Consider the following 22804-nt stretch of genomic DNA (forward strand, 5'->3'; position numbering starts at 1 on the left):
TCTCCAACATACAAAAGTTAAATACAAAAATTCTTTACTTTATATTGTTAAAATAAAATATCGCAAGTTGTGTTCTATCTCTAAGATTTAATTTTTCTAAAATACTACTTATATAGTTTCTTATTGTACCTTCACTCAAAAATAATTTTGCTGATATTTCTTTATTGGAAAGTCCTTTAGAAACTAAAGTGATTATTTCAATGTCTCTATCAATTAAATCATACTTTGATATATCTTTTTTATTTTCAGTACTATTTAACATGGTAGGAATTTTAGATATAATTTCTTGTCCAAAAACACTTTGTCCAAGTTCTACTGCCTTTAAAGCAGGTACTATGCTTTCAAAATGTTGTTTTAAAATATATCCCTTAGCACCAACTTTTAATGCAGTTATAATATATTCCTCATCCTCAAAAGTGGTTAAAAATAATATTCTCCCCTCATTATGAGATTTTAAAATTTTCTGTGCAGCCTCTAGCCCTGACATTCCCCCCATACGAATATCCATAAGTAATATATCTGGAGTATACTTATTATACAGCTCTATAGCTTCTTCACCACTATATCCAAGGGATATAACTTTTATATCACTTGATGTCTCTATGATTGTCTTTAATGATGCTGCTATAAGCTTATCATCATCTATAATAATTATTCTCATAGTACCCCTCCTTCATAATAGAAATAAATATTTTAAACCCTTTTGAACTATCAAAATTTACAATACCATTTAAACTATTTACCCTCTTTTCAATGCTTTGTAATCCCATTCCACCATCCATACTTGCCTTCTTTTTACTTCCATCATCTAAAATAATAACTTGATATAATTTTGGATGTTCATACAAACTTACAGTTACTGTAGTAGCATTTGAATGTTTTATTATATTAGATAGTGCCTCTTTTACAATAGCAATAATAGCATATTTAACCTTAACATCAGGATTAGAAGAAAACTCATAATTTAAAGTAGCCTTACAAAACTTAAATTCATTTATAAGCTTTGAAAGTTGTACATATAAGTCAATAGAATCTTCATGTAAATTATGAATACTACTTCTAATAGAATCCATACCTTGGTCCAAGGTAGATTTAATGTCCTCTAAAAGTCTTTTTGTTTGCTCCTCTTTAGTAACTACCATAATAGCACCAATTTGCAATATAGAGCTAGTTAAAAGGTGTCCTACATTATCATGAATTTCTCTTGAAATACGATTTCTCTCCTTTAATGTTGCAAAATTAACTTCAAAATCTTGTTTATATTGTAATTCCTTTACCTTCTCTTCCAATACTATAGATATCTCAGTTAAATCATCTCTTTGTTTTATAAATTTATCATGCAATTTTTCATATTTCACAGTATTAAACTTCAAGATTGCTGAAGTAATAAGAAGTCCAAGAATCATTATACTAATAATATGTGAATATTTATGTATATTCATAAGATACGGAATTAAAGTTAAGATGAATATATATTTATACTTTGAAAAAATAGTATCATAAAATATTATAGGAATACCCATGAGAAATTCAGGATATACAATGCAAAGGATACTATATACTATTAATACTATTACATTTAATTTATCCTTGCTAAAATATTCTAGAAAACAAGTTATTGCAACTGTTACCAAGATTGGTAATATTGATTTTTCTATACTATAATTTTCTATAAGTAATAATGCCGAACCTATAAGCAAAATAATTTTATTTAATATATTATTCATCTATACTCCCTCACTTTATATATCTATAATAACATATACAAATTTCTTAATGTGACAAATGTAATGTAATATTAATGACAAATAGCACTTACCTACAAAGAGATTCTCTAATAAACTATAAGTATAAACTAAATAAAGTAAGGAGTATTAACTATGATTGTAAAAATAGAAAACCTAGTAAAAAGATATGGTGAACTAATTGCTTTAGATCACTTAAATTTGGATATTAAAAAAGGTGAAATATTTGGTCTTTTAGGTCCAAATGGTTCTGGTAAAACTACTACTATAAACTGTATGCTATCTCTACTTAAATATGATAAAGGGACTATTGAAATCCTAGGAGAGGAAATGACTCCAACAACTTATAAAGTAAAAAAAGATATTGGAATCGTCATGCAGAATGTAGCCGTCTTTGATGAATTAACAGTGTATGAAAACATTGATTATTTCTGTGGATTATATGTAACCAATAAGAAGGAACGAAAAGTACTTGTGGAGAGAGCTATTGATTTTGTTGGTCTTTCAGATTACAAAAAATTTATTCCTAAAAAGTTAAGTGGAGGACTTCTTAGAAGATTAAACATTGCTTGTGGTATAGCTCATAATCCAAAACTAATCATTTTAGACGAGCCAACGGTAGCTGTTGACCCTCAAAGTAGAAATCACATTTTAGAGGGAATAAAAAAATTAAATGCTGAAGGAGCCACAATTATATATACCTCGCACTACATGGAAGAAATTGAACAGCTTTGTACTTCAATCGCTATTATGGACAAGGGTAAAGTCATTGCTAAGGGCACAAAGGAAGAACTAAAGTCAATTATTGATTTAGGTGAGAAAATAACTATTGAGGCCTTTGATTTAAATGAAAATCATATAAAAAATATAAATGCTCTCCCTAATGTTATATCAGTAGGCTATAAGAATAATTTACTAAATATTAGAACAAAAAGTGGACATAGTTCTCTTGGGGACATTGTTAGTTATATTGGAGATAATAAAATAAGTTATGGGAAAATTTACTCAGAGCAACCTACCTTAAATGATGTATTCTTGGAAATTACAGGTAAAGAACTTAGAGATTAAAGGAGGAATATAGAATGTTTTGGCATATTTTTAAGTATCAACTTAAATGTCGTTTTAGAGATAAATTAAGTGTCTTTTGGACCTTATTATTTCCAATTGCATTAGCTACCATTTTCAATTTAGCCTTTTCAAATATACTCACCGGTGAAGAGTTTGAGAAAGTTAATATTGCTCTTGTAAGTAATAGTAATATACCTGAAAGCTTTTCTACAGCTATGAAGGAAAGTGATTTATTTAATATAGAAAGTACTGATGAGAATAGTGCGAAAGAATTGCTTTCTAAAGGTAAAATTTCAGGATATATAACCTTTGTAAGTAATATTGAAATAACTGTTGCAAAGTCTGGTATTAACGAGTCCATAATAAAAACCTTTGTAGATAGTTATAGTCAAAAGTATTCCACTATATCAAATTTAGTATCCATAAACCCAAGTATTATGAATGAAGATTTTATGAATAATATTGCTCTTTATAATAACTACACTAAAGATAAAGAATTGAATAGTTCTACAAACGTTGTTGTAATTTATTTTTATACCCTTTTAGCTATGACTTGCATTCTAGGTTCAACCCCTGGTTGTACTGATGTTATAAACATCCAAGGAAATCAATCTCAAAGAGCAGCAAGAATTAATATAGCTCCTGTGAATAAAATAAAAACCTTTTTAGCTGCAATAAGTGCTACTTTATTATTTTATTTTTCAACAGTCCTAATAGTTATACTTTATATTTCTCAAATATTAAAAATAGACTTTGGTAACTCCATAGGTTATGTAATTTTACTTTGCTTTGTAGGCTGTTTTAATGGAATAACTTTGGGTGCCATGGTAAGTTCTTTAATTAATAAAAAAGCTAGCGTAAAGGAAGGAATTTTACTGGCATTTACAATGGTCTGCTCTTTTTTGTCTGGAATGATGGCAGTTCAGATTAAATACTTCATTCAAGATAAATTTCCTATCTTATCCTATATAAATCCTGTTAACTTAATTACTGACGGATTTTATTCATTATACTATTATAGTACCTATGATAGATATTTTCTTAATCTAGGTCTTCTATCCTTGTATGGAGTTATATTCTCAATAGTTACTTATCTAGTTTTAAGGAGGCAAAAGTATGCAAGTATTTAAACAGTATTTTAGAATAGTAAAAAAAAGTGCCCTTTCCTCTTTACTGCTTTATATGGCTATATTTATATTTATGACAATTATTTTTAGTAATGTTGGGAATTCTACAGATTCAACCTCTTTTGAAACTGAAAAATGTAAAGTCGCAGTTTTAAATAATGATAATTCTCCTCTTTCAAATAATTTAGAAGCCTACATTGAAGAAAATTCTAAATTGGTAAAAATTAAAACTACCGATGAAGGAATAAGAGATGCATTATTTTTTAGAGAAGCAGAAATTGTAATCACCATCCCAAAAGGATTTGAAGATAGCTTTCTTCAAGATAATTCCTATACTTTAGAAACTCAAAGTATACCTAACTCTTCCAGTAGTATTTTTATAAAATCAATGATAAATAATTATCTTAATACAACCAAAGTTTACATTGATAATACTAAGAACTTAAACTTTGAAAAAATAAGTGATCTAGTAAATAAAGATTTATCTATAGATACAGAAGTTACTTTAGCAAAGGATAATAAAGAAGATACTAAAAGTAGCGTTACCTATTACTTTAACTATTTAGCTTATCCTATGCTATGTATGTTAATACTTGGAATATCTATAGTATCAAATATTTTCAATTCTCCAGACTTAAAAAGGAGAAATTTATGCTCACCTATTAATTCCTATAACTTCAACATGCAGATATTTTTAGGAGATATGGTTTTAGCATTATCTACTTGGACTATATTCATGGCACTAGCAATAGTAATGTATCCTAAAGACATGTTTTCTTTTAGTGGAGTGTTACATGGTATAAATTCTCTAATATTTACAATAACGTGTTTATGCCTTAGCTTTTTAATTAGCAATATATCTACTAAAAATTCCATAGGCCCAATTTCTAACCTTGTGTCTTTAGGTTGTTGCTTCTTAGGAGGAGCCTTTGTTCCTCAGCAGCTTCTCAGCGAAACAGTAAAAAGTACTGCTATATTTAATCCAGTATATTGGTTTATAAATGTAAATGATAAACTTAATGCCCTATCAACATTTAATATGGATACTCTCACTCCACTCCTATTTGAAATGTTAATAATGTTAGCTTTTTCAGTAGCTTTCTTAGGAGTAGGTTTAGTTATCATGAAACAAAGAAGAACTAAATATTAAATGAAAATAAATACCTAGCTCTTTAATTAAAGTGCTAGGTATTTATTTATATAAGTTTATCCGATGACTACCAGCTCTAATACTCCCATCTTTCTTCAAAGTGGGTGCGAAGATCTGCTACGTCCCTGGATAACGATTTCCCCTAAAGGACAACGAATTCTAAGTATCAAATAAATTGATACTAAGAATTCTGTTAGTAAAGCTTCGAAGAAGCTAAGAACTCTGTTTAGGCTAAATCCTTTTTATTATAAATAGCATAAGTAGTTACAATAGATATAGCAATTATTCCTAATCCTAAAAGTACATATTTCACTTCAAACCCATCCTTGAGCAGCTTAGCTGGAACTACATAATCAAAGGGTGATAAATATAAAAATCCTTCTAGTTCATCTTTCATCTTCCCTATAATTCCAAATATATAAGTTGTAAAGAATACTCCTAGTGCAATGGATGTCCCTTGTTTGCTAGATTTTATTATAACCGATAATAAAAATCCTATGGCCATAAATATATATCCGAGAAAAGCCATTCCTATAAATAAAGTTTTTATATCCATTAATAGTGTCATAGTGTCTACATCTTCTGGCTTTACAGCCATAGAAATTCCCATAGTTACAACTCCAACTATAACAATAAATAGATAAAATATAATTGCAGAGGAAACTAATTTTGAAGTTACTATTTTATTTCTTGTAATTGGCTTAGAATATAAAAACTCAATGGTACCTTCACTTTCTTCTTTTACTAAAGCAGATATTCCAAGAATTATTCCATATATTCCAGCTGCCATAGATATATATTGAATTGCATAGGCTAAATAATCTGAAATGTTTCCAAAATCTACAGCATCTTCAAGATTAAAAGCCTCTAATAGTGCTGGTGGCAAAGCATCTAATTTTGTAGCAACAATTTCTTGCATTCCACTATCCTTCATGCTAGGGAATAATGCCATAAACATTATTACTAGTCCTACACATACCACAGACCAAATAATGGCAGATTTTAATAGTCTTCTAAACTCAAACTTGAATATATTCATCCTAATTCTCCCCTTCCCTCTTATAATAATCCATAAATGTATCCTCTAAAGTATGCTCACCTATAAGCAACTTCTCCACATTAAACTTAGCAATTTCTTTAATTAATTTATCAATATCTCCTATAAAACTAAAAGTTATTTCACCTTTATTATTTTCTATAATCTCTCCCTTAAACTCTTCAACCTTCTTATTATCTATACCCTCAGCTTTTAAGGTAATTTTTACTCCCGTTTTTCTGGCAAGCTTATCTATTTCAATAACATCAATAATCTTTCCATCTTTTATTACTGCAACTCTATCACATAAATTTTCAACTTCAACTAAATTATGAGAAGATAAGAATATTGTAGTTCCCTTAGCTCTCTGTTTTTCTAGTATATTGAAAAGTTTTTTTTGTATAAGTGGATCTAGTCCATTAGTAGGTTCATCAAGAATTAAAAGCTTAGGATTATGAATAAGTGCTTGTACTATAGCTACCTTTTTCTTGTTTCCAAGACTCAATTCACTCATTTTTTTCTCTAACTCTAGCTCTAGTTCTTTACATAGTTCATCAGTATCTTCCTTATTAGTATTTTCGTAAAAACTCTCAGCATATCTTATAATATCTTTAACCTTTGATTCATCATAAAACTTTACTTCACTAGGTACATACCCAATATACTTTTTTATTTCACTACTTTCTTTAACTATATCCTTTCCAAGAATTGTTCCATACCCTGAAGTCGGAAAATTAAAATTTAAAAGAGTTCTAATAGTAGTAGATTTTCCTGCTCCATTTGGACCTACAAATCCAAAAATTTCTCCTTCTTTAACCTGCAAGTTCACATCTACTATTCCTCGATTTTTTCCATAACTCTTTGTTAATTTGTTAGTTTCAATTATATTCATTACTATCCCCCTATTTATCATCAAATTTTGAACCTTTATACAGTTTCAATTTTTCATTAAATCTTTCTCCTGAAACCTTATTGTATAATGCAATAGACCCAGTAAAGGAAATAAAACATACAGTAAATATACTTAATGCAATAGTAAAATTATTACCGCTACTTAAGTCAAACCAATTAAAGATTATAGCTAATATATAACCTATAAAAACAAGCAACAAATAATGAATACTTATCTTAATCCAAGTCTTTACCTTCATAAATATATTAGATGCATATATAACATATTGGAGAATAGTTAAAATTATAGATATAAATATCATCTGCCATATTAAACTTAAATGAATACTTTTTTCTCCTAAAAAAGGAGCAATAAGAGTATAAATAACAACCTGAGATGTAAAGAACATACATGTTATTATCTTTATTTCTAATGTGTTCTTAAAAAATTCTTTCATACAATACTCCTCCTATAAATCTAATTTATTTTTTAAGATAGGTACATACTGTCTTGAAACTACTAATTTTTCATCATTATCTAGAAGTATCTCTATTCGTCCTCCAAACATAGGGACTATATTTTTTACCTTTCGCAGATTTATAATAGTAGATTTAGAAGCTCTAAAAAAATCTGTATTTTTAAGTCTTTCTTCTAATTCATAGAGTCTTAAATGTGTCTGGAAAACCTCCTTATCCATATAAATAAAGGTTTTCTTATCAACTGACTCAAAGTAAAATATCTCATTTGTATCTAGAATAAATATCTTTCCATCCTTATTCCCTGTTATTTTTTCTTCTAAGGCTTTAAGTTTAGATATAATTCTTGTCACATTTTCATCTATTGTTTTGCAGTTAATTACTATTTCTACATCTTCAATATCTTCAACTTCATTTATTATAATCTTCATTTAACGCCTTCCTTTCTATTCAAATTCTTTAACCAGTTAAAAAATTCAAATTATCTATAATCTATAATTTAAGTATATTCTTTAAAATTTATTAAGACAATCATATCCTTCTAAGCTGCATAAATCCTATGCTAAGTTGCATATAAAAAACTTCATCCTAAAGCTAATTATCTTTAGGATGAAGTTATTTTGAATTTATTATTATTTGTTTTCAGAATTTAGTTTAACTCACTGTTAAAATGTGTTTAAATATTATAATGATATATTCGTTTACTATTTGTTCTTTTTGGCAACTTTTCTCTTTTCTGTTTCATCTACTACTAAAGCTGCCACTGCAGAGCCTGTAACATTAGTTGCTGTTCTCATCATATCAATTATAGAATCAACGGCAATTATCATTGCCATACCTTCTATAGGTAATCCTAATGTTGCTAATACTACTGTTGTAGACATAGTTGCTGAACCTGGAACTCCTGCAATACCTATTGAAGATACTATAGTAGTTAAGACTATTAAAGCATATGAGTAAATTGTCATATCCACATTAAATACATTAGCAACAAATATAGCTACTATAGCTGGATATAATCCTCCACAACCATTCATTCCTATAGTCGATCCAAGAGGTGCTACAAAGCTAGCTATATTTTCAGAAACTCCAGCTCCTTCAACTAAAGATTTTATAGTTACTGGTAGTGTTCCATAGCTACTTTGACTTGTAAAAGCCATTGTTTGAGCTGGGAAGATTCCCTTGAAGAATTTTAAAGGATTTTTCTTCGCTACAAAAGCGATAAGTGGAGTATAAACCACTATAAACTGAAGTATAGCTGCTATATAAACTGCCGCAATAACCCATATTAAGGATTTAATAGTTTCTAATCCATTGCTTGCTACAGCCTTTGCAATTAAAGCAAAAACTCCATAAGGTATAAATTTTAATACTATTTGAGTTATTCTTGATACTATAGTATGAGCTGATAACACAAAATCTTTAAAAGGTTTTGCTTTAGTTGGATTTATATTATCTTCTGTAACTAAAGCTATAGCTACAAATAGTGAGAATATAACTATGGGAATTATTCTATTATCTACTATAGCTGCTATTGGATTTGATGGTAGCATGTCCACTAGCACTTGAGTAAATGTAGGTATTTCCCTAGCTACAAAGTCTTCTGCTCCCGGAAAAGTTAATCCTTGTCCTAAGTTAAATACCTTAGCTACGACAATTCCTATAGCTGCTGCTATACCTGTAGTTCCTAATAAAATTCCTAGTGTTTTAATTCCTATAGACTTTAATGTATCTAAATTCTTTAGTCTAACTATACTTGTAATTAGTGAAACCATAACTAAAGGTACAACTATCATTTTAATTAAGGACATATAGCCTTTTCCAACTATATCTAAAAACAAAATGTTTTCTTTAAATATCGCTCCTAAAATAACTCCTAAAGCAAGTGCTGTTAATGTAGTATAAGTAAATTTATTAGTCTTTTCTTCAACTGCATATATGGTAAACACTGCTAGTAATGATAGTATTACTGCTAATATTAAATTTATATTCATTTTAAAATCTCCTTTTATTTTTTATTTTATTTTATTTAGTAATTTTGAATTTACTTATAAGCATTTTAGTAGAGCTTCCTTATTTTATTTGTTCTTTGCTGGCCAGCAAAATTCTATAAGCTACTAATTTTACCCATAAACTTATAGAACAAAAAACCTTCTGCCCCTGTAATATACAGAGGCAGAAGGTATACTTCCGCGGTTCCACTCTTATTAGATATAAAAATATCTATCTCATTTTAGGTACTACATACCCTAACTCTGTAATGGGAGTTCCCATAAAAACCTACTTGCTTCGGCTTTTCTGCTCCAAGGGGCACTTCACTAATACTTATTATAGGTTATCTCAGCAAATTAACCCTCTCTGTAATAACTTATACTAATTACTTTCCCTTTTCGTTGCATTTGTAAATTCATATTTAACTGTTATTATAGTATCCTATTTTAATTTAATAGTCAACACCTTTTATTCATGAAATTTTTTCCTATAGATTTAAATATATCTGATAATACTCATTTTATTCTTCTTGTTAAAGTCTTATTTTGATTCTATCTATAATATAATTTTATTACCATCTACTAAGATTTTTATTTTACATTCTGGGTTTTTTAAACTAAATAATTTAAGTATATTGTGCGATACATAATCAATATTACTAACATTTTTAATATGAATTTCTATAGGATAAACTTTCTCAATATATAAAAGTAAACTTTCGAAAGAAAAATAAATTCTATTCTCTTCGTTATAATGGTTTAAATTATCTTCAATTCTTAGATTTTTATTTATTAACAAAACTTTTGGCTGTATTCTTAACAGATCCTTTAGAATAAACTCATCTAAATCCATTAACTGCTCAATTGAATACCTCTGCATAATTTTTTCCACTATACATGCTATACCAAAATATTTAATCTTATTTATAGGATAACACTGTACAATTATACTAGTTTTTTTAACATTATTCACCTTAATTTTATCTACCCTATAAAAATTTGTTTTTGTATTTTCACTATTACAAATGATGTTTTTGTAATAGTTTATAACTTCTTCACTAGGACGTATGTTTAACTCTTCTCTTAAAATATACTCGCATTTCTTATACTCCTTTAAAGCAGCTTGTATATCATTAGTTTGTATATGTAAATTCATTAATTCCAAATAAATATCTTCTCTATAGGGATTAAGTTTTAGTACTTCATTTAATACTATAATAGAATCATTATACATACTATTTTCTGAATATAGCTTAGATAATTTAAATAACAATGTGCTATAACACTCCTGATATTTTTCTCTCTCAAAGAAAATCCAATCATTAAAATCAGGACAATTCTTCAAATAAAAACCTTGAAGAAATTCACCATTATAAATATCCTTACATTTTTCTAAAGATAATATAGGATTTTCTTCACGTGTACAATTTTCCATTATATAATTAATATGTAGAACATCTATATAATAATCAAATTCTGGATTTATCATACAACTATCCTTTGAACTAATAAATAAATCACAATCCCCTCGATTAAATATTTTACGTAATACCCAAAGACTATATCTTAGATTATATCTAGCATTTTCAATAGTTGTATTATTCCAGAAAAATGTACAAAGCCTATCTCTAGTAAATTTTTTACCTTTATTAGTGCATAAAAAGGAAAGCAATCCTATTGCCTTGTTGCTAAGCTTATCGGTTACACTTACACCATCTACTTTGATATCTACTTCACCTAAAAGATATATATGAACTCTACTCAATATTTATCACCTACTAACTAATAAGTATCCGGTCTAAGTCCGCATTCATATAGTATATTACCTTCTTTAATAGTTGCCACAACATCTATATCGTTAATTTCCTTGGTATCTATACTAAGGGGATTTTTATCTAATATAACTAAATCAGCATACTTTCCTACTTCTATAGATCCCTTTTTATCCTCTTCAAATACTGCATAGGCACTATTAATAGTAAAAATCTTTATAGCTTCTAACACAGTTATTCTCTCATTTTCATTAGGATGATTTACTGCAGAATAAATACCTAATAATGGATCAATTGGAGTTACATCACTATCAGAACCTCCACAAACTATAAGATTACCACGAATCATAGTTCTATATGGATTGGTCTTTCTAGTTCGTTCTTTTCCCAATCGCTTCTCATACATCTTCCCTTTTCCCCCCCAAAAATATTCATAGGTAGGTTGAACAGATGCAATCAATCCTAACTTTTTTGCACGGTTAATATGTTCATTAGATGGAAGTTCAAAATGCTCTATTCTATGACGAAGATTTCTATTTGGATATATACTATTTGCAAATTCATGGGCAGAAATTATTTGCTCAATAGCTAATTCACCTATAGCATGAGTACCTAACTGAATATTATTTTCATAGCATTTCAATACAAATGCATTTAATTCTTCTTGGGTATAATATAGTATACCTGATTTGGTAACATCATCCTCATATGGTTCACATAACGCTGCTGTTCTTGAACCAAAAGATCCATCTAAAAAAATACTTCCACCAATCCTATTTAATTTTTTCTCCATCACCTTATCCACATTAATAGTTTGATAAAATAATATGATATCTATTGGATAATCATCCTTTGTATCAAAAATAAACTCTGCATCCTTATCATGGAAAGTATATCCCCCCTCCATAGCATTAATTGTAGTTACACCTTTCGCAATAGCACTTTTTAAAGTATTATTTACTGCAGAAAATCGCGCTTTATTACTAATACTTTCCAATATCTGCTTTCTAACTAATGCATTCGCAGTATGGGTAAGGACACCAGTTGGAATATTAGCTTCATTCTTTACTACACCTTTAAGATTTAAAGGTATAGTAAATTTGTGTAATGCTAAGGAATTTAAAATACTAGTATGATACTCTTTTCTATTTATCCAAACTGGATGATCTGGAGAAACTTTATCAATTTCATATCTTGTTGGAAGTCTCTTCTCTTTAAGTTTAGTTTCATCTAGACCTGTTGCTCTAACTAAGGTATCCTTTGGTGCAGTATCACAACATTTCTTAATAAGCTTAAAAATTTCATCAAAACTTGTAGCATTGCTTAAATCAACACTGATAGAATTCAATCCCGTTTGAACAAGATGAACATGGCTATCATAAAATCCTGGAAGCACAGTCATTCCTTTTAAATCTATTAGCTCTGTGTTATTATCTGCTATATGTAAGTAATCTTCTTCAAATCCCATTTGTGTTATCATTTTATTTTTAATTGCAATCCACTGAAAGCATTGCATCTCTGAAAAAGTTATTATATTCCCATTATATAAAATTAAGTCAGCCATATTAACAACCTCGAATTTTCATTATATACCCCATTATAACACTTATAATTTTATTAATACATATTTAAAAGAGGCCGCTAAAATGTTTTAATAAAACTTTTAACGTTACCTCTCCTTAAAATCTTTTAACAATCTACAGAATTCTAATTACATAGAAGGTTACATAAATAATTGTAAATAGACAAAGCTGTTTCTGTTACAGTATCTATTATCACATATTCATTACTTGTATGATAGTTACCTCCATCAGGACCAAATATTATAGTTGGAACCTTTAATCTTGAACCTACATAATTAAAATCTCCTATACTTTTAAAATAGTCAATAGTGCACTTCTTCTTAGAAGCTTCCTCTACGCTTTCTATGAATTTTTCAACATATGAGTTATTTTCATCAATAGTATATGGAAGAAACCCCTTAGTCTCTTCATTGGGATGTTCTCTTAATGAATATTCAACCTTAGAACTAATACCAGATCTTCCTACAGCATTAAATAATTCTTTCTTAACATAATCTTCATCCTCGCCATTAACTACATGTCTAAATACTGTAAAAGATGCTTCATCTGGTACACTACAAGCTTCATTTTTGCTATTGCATCCTAAAATACATATTGAACCCTTACCTAACTTTTCATCTTCAATAAGAGATGACTTTTCAAGCTCTATCATTAATTTTGCAGAATCGACTAATGCATTTATTCCTCTTTCAGGATTTGCTGCATGCGATGATTTTCCCTTTAAAGTTACAATATAATTGAATCCACCTCTTGCCCCTAAACAAACACATGGAAAAGGTTTCTTACAAAATCCACTACTAGGTTCTGTTACTATTGCCACATCAACATTATCTGTAATACCATCCCTTATAACTGCATCTGTACCTAATCCATATGGTCCTTCTTCATCAGAAACAATTGAATAAACAATTTCTCCACTAAAGTCATTATGAAGTGACTTGAAAGCTTCAAGGGCAAGCATTATAGCTACTACTCCGGATTTCATGTCTAAAGCTCCTAATCCATAAAGCTTTCCCTCTTTAATTACAGCTTTAAATGGATCTGTATCCCATCCATTACACTGATTTACAGTATCTATATGTCCATTGAAATAAACTTTAGGTCCATGTTTTTTCCCCTTAATAGCACCTATAACATTTAGTCCTTGAAATTGAGTAATTTTCTTTTCATTGTAGTGATGAAATTGTGGGCTTAGGTTATGCTCTTCTAGCCAGGTATAAACAGTATCCATAATTTCCTTTTCATGAAAGTAAGGACTCGGAATATTAACAAGTGTTTTTAAAAGACACGTAACACTTTCTTTATTTATATAATCAATTGCTGTTCTTTTCATAAGTATATACCCCTAACTATACAGATTTATTTTCATAAGTACTTGAAGATTTTATGTCGCCTTCTTTAAATACAAATTTATCAGTATATGCATATATAATTGTAATTAAAGGACAAAGTAATGCTAAAAATACATAAGGTATATATTCAATGGTAGAGACCCCTAAAACTCCTGAAAAATATACCCCGCATAATCCCCATGGAACCAATGGTGAAGTAACCGTTGCAGAATCTTCACAAGTTCTTGAACAAACTTGAGGAAGAATTTTAAGTTTTTTATAAGCAGGTACAAGCATTCTTCCTGGAATTATTAATGCTATATATTGACTTGCAGAGAATAAATTAACTGCAATAGATGAAATAACATGTGTAGTGATTAATCCTCCCTGTTTACTAACTAGCCCTGACATCTTTTCTAATAAAACACCTAAAACTTTAGTTTTTTCTAGTAGTCCACCAAAACTTATTCCAATAAATCCTAGTGATATTGTCCACATCATGCTTTGAAGTCCTCCTCGGCTTAGAAGTGCATCGATCTCTGCAATTCCCGTGCTAGATATGAATCCATCATTCATAAATCCAAGCATTTCTCCAATTCCAAACCCCTGAAATATCACAGCAAATATTAATCCCACAATAGATGCTATAACCATTACTGCAAGTCCAGAAACTTTTTTTACTGCTAAAATAACAACTATAATTGGTGGAATTAACATTAATGGATTTAATGTAAAGTTATCTTTCAATCCGTTAAGTATAATATTAATTTGTGAAGCATCTATAGCATCCGCTTTAAATTGAAATCCTATAAATGCATAAAGCACTAATGATATTATAAAAGCCGGTCCTGTAGTATAACACATAGATTTAATATGATCAAAAAGGTTAGCTTCTGCCACACCAGCTGCCAGATTTGTAGAATCTGACAATGGAGACATTTTATCACCAAAAATAGCTCCTGAAATTACTGCACCTGCTGTTAATGGTGCTGGAATTCCTAGTCCCATTCCTATTCCCATGAATGCAACTCCAAAGGTAGCTCCTGTAGTGTAACTGCTTCCTGTTGAAACTGAAGCTATAGAACAAACTAATGCTGATGTAACTAGAAAGAATGATGGAGATATTATTTTTAACCCATAATATATAAGAGTTGGTATAGTTCCGGCTGCAATCCATGTAGCAATAAGAACTCCTACAAGCATAAGTATAAGCATTGGTACTAATGCAATATTACATCCATATACAATCCCATCTTCAATATCTTTCCATGTAAACCCAGATATTAATGCTACTACTGCAGCAACAGCTGTTACTATGATAAGTGTAATATGAGTAGCATAGTTTTGTTTAAAAACAAAAATTTGTAAAGCCATTGCAACACATAAGAAAAGAATTATAAATATTGCTGCTCCAAAGCTAGGTCGTTTTTCCTGAGAAATGTTATTCGTTTTCATTGTCTTTATATCCCCCTTAATTTATATAATAATTATCTTAATATCATCTTAACTTTTCTATGTTTATTCTACTGTTTTATATAATGTTTTAGAAACAAATAAATTTTCTTAATTTATTAAATTCATTTTCTTTTTATAATAAATTATTGTATTTATGTGTCTATTGTTGGTTTTTCTGTTGTTATTATATTTTACATAAAATAAACAATTCCACCTAAAAGATACCATTGAGTAATCTTTTAATGAAATTGTTTATCTAATATACTACTTTTTAAATAGCTTTTATATCATTTTAATATTCAACACATTTTTTATAAAAATTTTTCCTAACTTATTCACATGTTACTTTAAAATATTCACCCTTAGCTTTTACTATATGACCTGAACTATAAGGCTTATTATCTATAGTGATATAAACTTTATTAACTCCGTAGTATTTTCCTATAGTATTTACAATGCTCTCTAAGATAGCACTTTCAAATCCTGAGCCTGCATTCATTTCTTTTACAAAATTACTGCTAAAATCTATATATACCATACCATCATCATTTAAATATAAACTATTTATAGTTACATTTTTCCCTAACAATTGGCCCTTGTTATTTCCTGGAAAGTTCTTAAATAATTTTTGAATAGCAATTTTAGTTATATCATTAGTGGAAAAAGTAAGATTCTTATCTTCATAATGAATTTTATAATTTTCATCTGGATAATAACATCTTATACTTTGATTTAATCTCATATTCTCTTCTATACTTTTTAAAGTTGAAGTAACTTTCATAGTTTTAATATCATAAATAGATTTGATTAACCCCTTGTTAACAGCGTAATACTGTAAATCAATTTGGCCATTTGTATTTTCTGTGGTAACTTCAAGAGCACTACAATCTCCACTGCCTATTGAAATCTTTACATCTAACTTTGAAATATATCTTTTACTTCCATCTGATAATTTCCATGTAGTACCTACCACTAGTGGTTCCTTTAGTAATACTTCACTTACGTTATATGGTTTGTTGGTGAAATTTTCTCTATAATAACACTCATTTCTTTGAAATATTTTTGCAATTTCTCCATTATTATTTTGTAAAACTGTGACCGTTTCTGTTCCTCCATTATTACTTCTTAGTTGAACCTTATTGCCATTTATATAATCAACGTAGGTAACATATTCTGCATACTCTGAATTTGTACCAGCATAATTGTATTTTACATTTTCCTTAAATTTAAAATAGTCATCTATACTATAACTTGACTTATGGTTATTATTACTTTCCTCTAGTTTAGTAGTGCTATTCTCTTTAGTAGTTTCTTTAGAATCTGTATTTTTTTCTTCTTTTAAGGTATTATCAGTGTTGTTAGTTACAACATTATTAGTATTTATATTAATATCAGCATTAATATTCTTATTTTCTTCACTATTTTTATTACCACAACCAGTAAGAAAAACTGCTACTGTAAAAATTATTACAAGAATCACTTTTCTTCTCACAACAATCACTTCCTAAAATATTCTCTATATAATATACGTAAATATATCCAAATAATCCCATGAAATAAAAATAAATTTATTCCATAGAATCCCAGCTTCTAAATTTACTATATTTTAAAAATCAGTAGACTATAAATTTATCTCTTTTTATATTGTAAATTCATAATATTAAAGATAATATATAAGTGAAATTTATTTATATGGGGGATTATTATGGACGTAATTTTAGGGCTAATCATTTCTACAATTATATTTATAACAGGAGTAATTAGAAATATAGATACTGTTATATCTTTATTCATTGTACTATGTATATTCTTTATTATAGCAATAAAAAGAGGTGTCTCTATTAGGGATGGATTTAGATATTTAATTGAAGGAGGTAAAGAATCCTTAGGGGTATTAAAGATATTTATTCTAATAGGAGCAATCGTTTCTCTTTGGATGATTTCTGGTACAGTTCCTTCAATTGTTTATTATGGAATTAATCTTATTCATCCAAGCTTCTTTGCTGTAAGCGCATTTATTTTGTCAGCTTTTATATCCATGCTCCTTGGAACTTCCTTTGGTACCATTGGTACTGTAGGTATTTCTTTGATAGTAATGGCTAGAGCTGGTGGTGGTAATACCCTTATAATAGCTGGAGCAATTCTTTCTGGTGCATATCTTGGAGATAGAGCATCACCTATGTCTTCCAGTGCAAATCTAGTTGCATCGATTACAAATACCAATCTCTACGATAATATTAAGAGAATGACTACAACTTCTTTAATGCCCTTAATTATATCTCTAGGTTTATATTTAATTTTATCCTTATTCATGCCTGTAAATTATAGTAACTCAGATATATTATCTCAGCTAACTGAAACTTTTAATATAAATATAATAGCATTGCTTCCTGCATTAATTATAATTGTACTATCATTCTTTAAAATTGAAGTGAAAATTTCTATGTTTGTCAGTATGACTGTAGCTGCTATTATATCATTCATTTTTCAACATGCTACCTGTAGTGAAATTATTAAAACTGCCATCTTTGGTTTCCAATTACCTATTGATAACCCTCTTTACAGCATCATAAAGGGTGGAGGTATAATATCAATGATAAAGTTAGCCTTTATAGTATTTCTCTCTTCAGCACTTACCGGAATATTTCAAGGGGCTAATATGCTAGATTTTATAGAAGAATATTTAAATAAAATAAAAAGACCTTATACTTTATTTCTCACTACTATAATAACTAGTATCATTAGTTCCATGGTTGGCTGTACTCAAGTATTGGCAGTAATGCTTACAAAAATGACTATGAATGATACCTATATTAGACTAGGTTATGATAAAGAACATTTGGCACTTGATCTAGAAAATTCAGCTATTGTAATAGCTCCATTAATACCTTGGAATGTAGCTGTATTAGTACCTTTAACCACTTTAGGTGTAGATGCAAGAGCTATTTTATTCTCTTTTTATTTGATTTTATTACCACTAATAAGCCTAATGTCTACATATTTAAAAAGTCATAAAGAATTTAATTTTATGACATATAATATTGAAAAATAACTTAATAAAAAACTTATATAACATAGTTTTTTTTAACAAAACAATACCTATGGACTAGGCACACAACAGTGTTTTAGTCCATAGGTATTTATTATAATTATTATTAGTATTTATTATTCATAAATTCATCTTACATATCATTTAAATTTATTCAGATATTATCTTAGATTCTTCCATAATCTCAATTTCTATGCCTTTAGCTTTGGCTGTTTTTATAAGCTCTTCATTAACATTAAGTGGTGAATATAATGATATTTTCTTCAATGTAGGTATACTAAGCAATTTATCATAATTCTCAATAACTTTATCATGTAGTGTAATTTCTTTTAAATTAGTAAGGTTTTCTATACCCTCCAAATTGGGAATCCCTGTAACAGATAGTGAAAACTTCTCAACTTCTGGGAAATTTTTCAAACCTAAAAGGCTAGTAGGCTTCTTAGTCTGAATATCAAGTTTTTTTACATTTGGAAAATATGGCATCTCTTCTAAAGAACCTTTCTTAGGAAAAACAATTTCTAAGTCTTCTAATTTTCCAAAAGTATCAAGCTCTCCTAATTTATTTAGATATCCATACCAGATAGACATTCGTTTTAGATTTTTGCATTGCAAAAGAGGCCTATAATCCATAATAAAACCTTCATCATCTATAAAAAGTGTATTAAGGTAATTCATATGCTCAATACCATTTAAGCTCTTTACCTTGCTAACAGTACTAATCCAAATACTTTCTATTTCATCTAATTCACCTTGTTTTAAAGAAAGAAAGGCAGGCTTTTTTATTTCCTGTGAACGTTTTATTTCTGCCTCTAAATTTCCATCCTTTATTATTCGATTAGAATAAACATAGTAGTTTGTGGAAAATAACAATATACCTAGAACTATAACTAAAGCAATCTTTATTTTCTTTTTATCGGAATTCTCTTTAACTGCATAAAAAATAGTTAAAACTGATAATACTATAAAAATTATAATATAGTTAGGAATATAAATATAAAAAAATCTAAATATAAAATAATTTAATATTGGAAAAATCAATATCATATATTCCTTCCAATTCTTCCTATGAAACCCAATACCACATATCATAAGTATAATCCAGAACACTGGTGAATCATCATAAATATCATGAAATCCTGAAACAAATAATTGAAGAAATATAAATCCTATTAAAATACATATCCCTATTAAGTACTCCTTTTTATAATTTTTAGGTTTATCTTTAATTTTATCATTATTAATAATATTATCCATTTTAGACCTCCAGCAATAATTAAAACTACATTTACATCAATTTTAACTTACTCATATTTACAGTTTATCTTTACGCAATATAACAGTATACTCTACATTTTACAATATATAGAGTTATAATGCTATAAATTTAATGGATAATTCTTTTTAGTCCATATAAGTTAATGTCCTAACCATCCTATCTTCTCCTATGACACTATTATCAAATATCTCTTTAGCATTATCTATAAACTGTGCTGGTTCTCCCATAATAGGACTAAAATGAGTTAATATAAGCTCTTTAACTCTCCCTTCCTTAGCTAGAGTGGCAGATTCTCTAAAAATCATATGCTTATTTTTGATAGCCTTGTCTATATCCTCATCCTTACCATAGGTACCTTCACAGATAAACAAATCACTTTCTGCAATGAATTCTACCATTGAATCCATTGGTCTGCTATCAGTTATTAAACTAATCTTAACTCCTCTTCTCTCATCTCCTAATACCATATCTCCAGTATATGTTTTCCCTTCAAAAGTTACTTCTTCCTGCCTTTGTAGCTTACTCCATAGACTTTTAGAAATGTTATTTGCCATAGCCTTTTCTACATTAAACTTTCTTTCCCTTTTAAAATAAAAACTATATCCCTTGCAAGGTGATGAATGTTCTACATCTATAGCATTTAATATTATTTCACTACTATGAATTTTTCTATGCTCATTATTCTCTGCCACATGTATCCCATCCTTTGATACATTAAGCTCTACCTTTGAAGGGTCTTCTATAATATTTACCTCATAGGGTAAATATTCTGCAACAACCCTTAGACCATTTACAACCCTAGTAATTCCCTCAGGACCAATTATAGTTAAAGGCTCAGTTCTACCACTATTACCTATAGTTGAAAGAAGCCCTGGAAGTCCTATGATATGATCTCCATGGGTATGGGTAATACATATAATATCAATGGACTTAAACCCCCATGCCACCATCTTCATAGAAACCTGAGTCCCTTCACCACAATCTATAAGTATCTTTCTCCCTTTATAATTAATTAAAGTGGCCGAAAGATTTCTTTCCGGCATTGGCATAGAGCCTCCACAGCCTAATAAACATACATCTATCATTGTTTTCCTCCGTTATACCCATAATTTAAAATCTAGTTAACAACATTTTCAAAAGCCTTTAACTTATTTCGCCCTAGGATTACTAGTATAAATTTTTTTAACAACACCACTATTATCTTTCTCTGGATCATAATTCTTTACTTTAAACCAATAGTATTCTCCTTCTACTAATTCATTGTACTGTTCCTCTGTTAGCATTAATGTTTCTAAATTACTTTTATTATATCCACTTTCATACTTTAATAAAAACTTATCTTGTTCTTTTATTTTGTATCCATAAGCATTATTATACTTCTTATATATGGTTATAGATTCTTCATCATTTTCTCTTACAATCTTCACCATACCTATATAAGATATTGCCTCAATATTGCTCCCAATTATATATCTAACCCCTAATAACATTAATAAAAAACAGATACCTATAAGCAATAATTGTAATCGATCCTTTGTAGCAGATTTCATTTAAATTCAACCCCTTTTTAATATAACTCTGTATCAAAAATTTATAATTCATACTAATATTATATATGTTATATGAAAATAATTATATAATTTGAAAATTTTTCTATAATTCTCTCTTATCTGAAATACCATGAGATATTCTAGACTTTTAATCCCTCTCATAGTACAATTTAATTATGACGTAGGGGGGATATGTATGAAATTTATCGATTTAAGAAGTGACACCGTAACAGAACCAACGGAAGCTATGAGAAAGGCTATGTATGAAGCTACTGTAGGTGATGATGTATATGGAGATGATGAGACTACTGTAGAACTTGAAAAATATGCTGCAGAACTTGTAGGCAAAGAAGCTGCACTATTTGTTCCTAGTGGAACCTTTGGGAACCAACTTTCATTACTTACTCACTGTAGACAAGGGAATGAGGTTATTCTAGGAAATGACTGTCATATAGTTTGTCATGAAGTTGGAGCAGCATCAATTATTGCTGGAGTTCAACTTAGAACCTTAAATAGCAATAAGGGTGAACTTTCACCTAGTGAAATAGAAGCAACCATAAGAAAGGAAGAAGATATCCATTATCCTGATACAGCCTTAATATGTCTTGAAAATTCTCATTCAAATGGAAGAGTTATTTCTCTAGAAAATATGGCTGAAATACGAAAAGTTGCTAATAAATATAATTTACCTATTCATCTAGATGGTGCAAGATTATTTAATGCAGCTGCTTATCTTGATGTTGATGTAAAGGAAATCACTAAAAATGTAGATACAGTAATGTTCTGCTTATCAAAAGGACTTTGCTCTCCTGTAGGATCTATTTTAGCAGGTAGCAAAGAATTTATTGATAGAGCTAGAAAATATAGAAAACTAATGGGTGGTGGTTTAAGACAGTGTGGTGTAATAACTGCTGCTGGGCTTGTGGCATTAAAAGATATGAGAGAAAACCTAAAAGTAGATCATGAGAAAGCTGTATACTTATCTAAAGAACTAGTAAAACTTCCTGGATTTAAAGTAATGGAAGATAACCTACACATAAATATGGTATTCTTTGAACTACCTACTTCTATAAATTCTCAAGACTTAGTTCAATACCTTTTAGAAAGAGGCATAAAGGTTTGTGATATAGAAGATGGATTAATGAGATTTGTTACTCACTACTGGATTAGTTATGAAAACATAGATTTTATTATAAAAACACTAAAAGATTACTTAACTACTTAATGATTATATTTTAACCTAAGGTTGTAGGTTAAGTGCTTATTCTATTCACTTTTAACTATAACCTAGGTTATTTTTATG

The 22804-nt window shown here is 28.8% G+C and carries 20 protein-coding genes and 1 other annotated feature; of the genes, 5 read left to right on the forward strand and 15 right to left on the reverse strand.

What is annotated here, in order from left to right; translation table 11 throughout:
* Positions 1-34 precede the first annotated feature (34 nt).
* Both ACTNBA_RS14430 and ACTNBA_RS14435 read right to left on the reverse strand, forming a co-directional pair.
* Complete coding sequence (locus tag ACTNBA_RS14430; protein WP_441074913.1) at positions 35-661, reverse strand: response regulator; 627 nt, start codon at positions 659-661, stop codon at positions 35-37.
* A complete protein-coding gene (locus tag ACTNBA_RS14435; RefSeq protein ID WP_441074915.1) occupies positions 639-1727 on the reverse strand; it encodes a sensor histidine kinase in 1089 nt (362 codons plus the stop codon). The genes ACTNBA_RS14430 and ACTNBA_RS14435 overlap by 23 nt, the downstream gene beginning before the upstream one ends.
* A 153-nt stretch (positions 1728-1880) precedes the next feature.
* Between ACTNBA_RS14435 and ACTNBA_RS14440 the strand changes: the two genes are divergently transcribed.
* Genes ACTNBA_RS14440 through ACTNBA_RS14450 form a run of 3 tightly spaced genes read left to right on the forward strand, consistent with a single transcriptional unit; the run spans position 1881 to position 5090 of the window.
* Positions 1881-2813 carry an ABC transporter ATP-binding protein gene (locus ACTNBA_RS14440; RefSeq protein WP_441074917.1) on the forward strand — a complete coding sequence of 311 codons (933 nt, stop codon included), beginning with the start codon at positions 1881-1883 and terminating at the stop codon, positions 2811-2813.
* Between the two features lie 14 nt (positions 2814-2827).
* On the forward strand, positions 2828-3943 hold the full coding sequence (locus ACTNBA_RS14445; RefSeq protein WP_441074919.1) for an ABC transporter permease: 1116 nt from the start codon (positions 2828-2830) through the stop codon (positions 3941-3943).
* A complete protein-coding gene (locus ACTNBA_RS14450) occupies positions 3930-5090 on the forward strand; it encodes an ABC transporter permease (protein ID WP_441074920.1) in 1161 nt (386 codons plus the stop codon). The genes ACTNBA_RS14445 and ACTNBA_RS14450 overlap by 14 nt, the downstream gene beginning before the upstream one ends.
* 226 nt (positions 5091-5316) lie before the next feature.
* Here ACTNBA_RS14450 and ACTNBA_RS14455 read toward each other — a convergent pair whose 3' ends face one another.
* From ACTNBA_RS14455 to ACTNBA_RS14500, 10 genes are all read right to left on the reverse strand, one after another.
* On the reverse strand, positions 5317-6129 hold the full coding sequence (locus tag ACTNBA_RS14455; RefSeq protein WP_150845765.1) for a DUF2705 family protein: 813 nt from the start codon (positions 6127-6129) through the stop codon (positions 5317-5319).
* Between the two features lies 1 nt (position 6130).
* The gene (locus ACTNBA_RS14460) at positions 6131-7018 is read right to left on the reverse strand and encodes an ABC transporter ATP-binding protein (RefSeq protein ID WP_441074921.1); all 888 of its coding nucleotides are present in this window, start codon (positions 7016-7018) and stop codon (positions 6131-6133) included.
* A gap of 10 nt (positions 7019-7028) precedes the next feature.
* Positions 7029-7475, reverse strand: a complete 447-nt coding sequence (locus ACTNBA_RS14465) for a hypothetical protein (RefSeq protein ID WP_441074923.1) — start codon at positions 7473-7475, stop codon at positions 7029-7031.
* A 12-nt stretch (positions 7476-7487) separates the two neighbouring features.
* On the reverse strand, positions 7488-7925 hold the full coding sequence (locus ACTNBA_RS14470; protein ID WP_150845762.1) for a LytTR family DNA-binding domain-containing protein: 438 nt from the start codon (positions 7923-7925) through the stop codon (positions 7488-7490).
* A gap of 273 nt (positions 7926-8198) precedes the next feature.
* A complete protein-coding gene (locus ACTNBA_RS14475) occupies positions 8199-9488 on the reverse strand; it encodes a dicarboxylate/amino acid:cation symporter (RefSeq protein WP_441074924.1) in 1290 nt (429 codons plus the stop codon).
* A gap of 174 nt (positions 9489-9662) precedes the next feature.
* Positions 9663-9897, reverse strand: a binding site (T-box leader).
* Between the two features lie 144 nt (positions 9898-10041).
* On the reverse strand, positions 10042-11250 hold the full coding sequence (locus ACTNBA_RS14480; protein WP_441074926.1) for an AfsR/SARP family transcriptional regulator: 1209 nt from the start codon (positions 11248-11250) through the stop codon (positions 10042-10044).
* A 17-nt stretch (positions 11251-11267) separates the two neighbouring features.
* Entirely contained in the window at positions 11268-12821 is a 1554-nt protein-coding gene (locus ACTNBA_RS14485) for an amidohydrolase (protein WP_441074927.1), read from the reverse strand.
* Positions 12822-12964: 143 nt separating this feature from the next.
* Positions 12965-14173, reverse strand: coding sequence for a M20 family metallopeptidase (locus ACTNBA_RS14490; RefSeq protein WP_441074928.1), 1209 nt, complete (start codon positions 14171-14173; stop codon positions 12965-12967).
* A 16-nt stretch (positions 14174-14189) separates the two neighbouring features.
* Positions 14190-15626 carry a Na+/H+ antiporter NhaC gene (gene nhaC, locus ACTNBA_RS14495; protein WP_035135290.1) on the reverse strand — a complete coding sequence of 479 codons (1437 nt, stop codon included), beginning with the start codon at positions 15624-15626 and terminating at the stop codon, positions 14190-14192.
* Between the two features lie 331 nt (positions 15627-15957).
* The gene (locus ACTNBA_RS14500; RefSeq protein ID WP_441074930.1) at positions 15958-17118 is read right to left on the reverse strand and encodes a GerMN domain-containing protein; all 1161 of its coding nucleotides are present in this window, start codon (positions 17116-17118) and stop codon (positions 15958-15960) included.
* 213 nt (positions 17119-17331) lie between these two features.
* Here ACTNBA_RS14500 and ACTNBA_RS14505 point away from each other — a divergent pair, with 213 nt between their 5' ends.
* Positions 17332-18678: a Na+/H+ antiporter NhaC family protein gene (locus ACTNBA_RS14505; RefSeq protein ID WP_441074932.1), complete on the forward strand. Its 1347-nt coding sequence runs from the start codon at positions 17332-17334 to the stop codon at positions 18676-18678.
* A gap of 147 nt (positions 18679-18825) precedes the next feature.
* Here ACTNBA_RS14505 and ACTNBA_RS14510 read toward each other — a convergent pair whose 3' ends face one another.
* The 3 genes from ACTNBA_RS14510 to ACTNBA_RS14520 form a co-directional block, all read right to left on the reverse strand.
* Complete coding sequence (locus tag ACTNBA_RS14510; protein WP_441074934.1) at positions 18826-19929, reverse strand: hypothetical protein; 1104 nt, start codon at positions 19927-19929, stop codon at positions 18826-18828.
* A gap of 147 nt (positions 19930-20076) precedes the next feature.
* Complete coding sequence (locus ACTNBA_RS14515) at positions 20077-21036, reverse strand: ribonuclease Z (RefSeq protein ID WP_441074935.1); 960 nt, start codon at positions 21034-21036, stop codon at positions 20077-20079.
* A 63-nt stretch (positions 21037-21099) separates the two neighbouring features.
* Positions 21100-21501 carry a hypothetical protein gene (locus tag ACTNBA_RS14520; RefSeq protein WP_441074936.1) on the reverse strand — a complete coding sequence of 134 codons (402 nt, stop codon included), beginning with the start codon at positions 21499-21501 and terminating at the stop codon, positions 21100-21102.
* Between the two features lie 196 nt (positions 21502-21697).
* Here ACTNBA_RS14520 and ltaE point away from each other — a divergent pair, with 196 nt between their 5' ends.
* Positions 21698-22726: a low-specificity L-threonine aldolase gene (gene ltaE / locus ACTNBA_RS14525; protein WP_441074937.1), complete on the forward strand. Its 1029-nt coding sequence runs from the start codon at positions 21698-21700 to the stop codon at positions 22724-22726.
* Positions 22727-22804 lie beyond the last annotated feature (78 nt).

This window comes from Clostridium sulfidigenes (assembly GCF_052067195.1).
Taxonomy (GTDB): domain Bacteria; phylum Bacillota; class Clostridia; order Clostridiales; family Clostridiaceae; genus Clostridium_J; species Clostridium_J sulfidigenes.

Bases quoted from the DNA above. Each gene is read 5' to 3' on its own strand.
- ACTNBA_RS14430 (WP_441074913.1), bottom strand. From the start codon at position 661: ATGAGAATAATTATTATAGATGATGATAAGCTTATAGCAGCATCATTA.
- ACTNBA_RS14435 (WP_441074915.1), bottom strand. From the start codon at position 1,727: ATGAATAATATATTAAATAAAATTATTTTGCTTATAGGTTCGGCATTA.
- ACTNBA_RS14440 (WP_441074917.1), top strand. From the start codon at position 1,881: ATGATTGTAAAAATAGAAAACCTAGTAAAAAGATATGGTGAACTAATT.
- ACTNBA_RS14445 (WP_441074919.1), top strand. From the start codon at position 2,828: ATGTTTTGGCATATTTTTAAGTATCAACTTAAATGTCGTTTTAGAGAT.
- ACTNBA_RS14450 (WP_441074920.1), top strand. From the start codon at position 3,930: ATGCAAGTATTTAAACAGTATTTTAGAATAGTAAAAAAAAGTGCCCTT.
- ACTNBA_RS14455 (WP_150845765.1), bottom strand. From the start codon at position 6,129: ATGAATATATTCAAGTTTGAGTTTAGAAGACTATTAAAATCTGCCATT.
- ACTNBA_RS14460 (WP_441074921.1), bottom strand. From the start codon at position 7,018: ATGAATATAATTGAAACTAACAAATTAACAAAGAGTTATGGAAAAAAT.
- ACTNBA_RS14465 (WP_441074923.1), bottom strand. From the start codon at position 7,475: ATGAAAGAATTTTTTAAGAACACATTAGAAATAAAGATAATAACATGT.
- ACTNBA_RS14470 (WP_150845762.1), bottom strand. From the start codon at position 7,925: ATGAAGATTATAATAAATGAAGTTGAAGATATTGAAGATGTAGAAATA.
- ACTNBA_RS14475 (WP_441074924.1), bottom strand. From the start codon at position 9,488: ATGAATATAAATTTAATATTAGCAGTAATACTATCATTACTAGCAGTG.
- ACTNBA_RS14485 (WP_441074927.1), bottom strand. From the start codon at position 12,821: ATGGCTGACTTAATTTTATATAATGGGAATATAATAACTTTTTCAGAG.
- ACTNBA_RS14490 (WP_441074928.1), bottom strand. From the start codon at position 14,173: ATGAAAAGAACAGCAATTGATTATATAAATAAAGAAAGTGTTACGTGT.
- nhaC (WP_035135290.1), bottom strand. From the start codon at position 15,626: ATGAAAACGAATAACATTTCTCAGGAAAAACGACCTAGCTTTGGAGCA.
- ACTNBA_RS14505 (WP_441074932.1), top strand. From the start codon at position 17,332: ATGGACGTAATTTTAGGGCTAATCATTTCTACAATTATATTTATAACA.
- ACTNBA_RS14510 (WP_441074934.1), bottom strand. From the start codon at position 19,929: ATGGATAATATTATTAATAATGATAAAATTAAAGATAAACCTAAAAAT.
- ACTNBA_RS14515 (WP_441074935.1), bottom strand. From the start codon at position 21,036: ATGATAGATGTATGTTTATTAGGCTGTGGAGGCTCTATGCCAATGCCG.
- ACTNBA_RS14520 (WP_441074936.1), bottom strand. From the start codon at position 21,501: ATGAAATCTGCTACAAAGGATCGATTACAATTATTGCTTATAGGTATC.
- ltaE (WP_441074937.1), top strand. From the start codon at position 21,698: ATGAAATTTATCGATTTAAGAAGTGACACCGTAACAGAACCAACGGAA.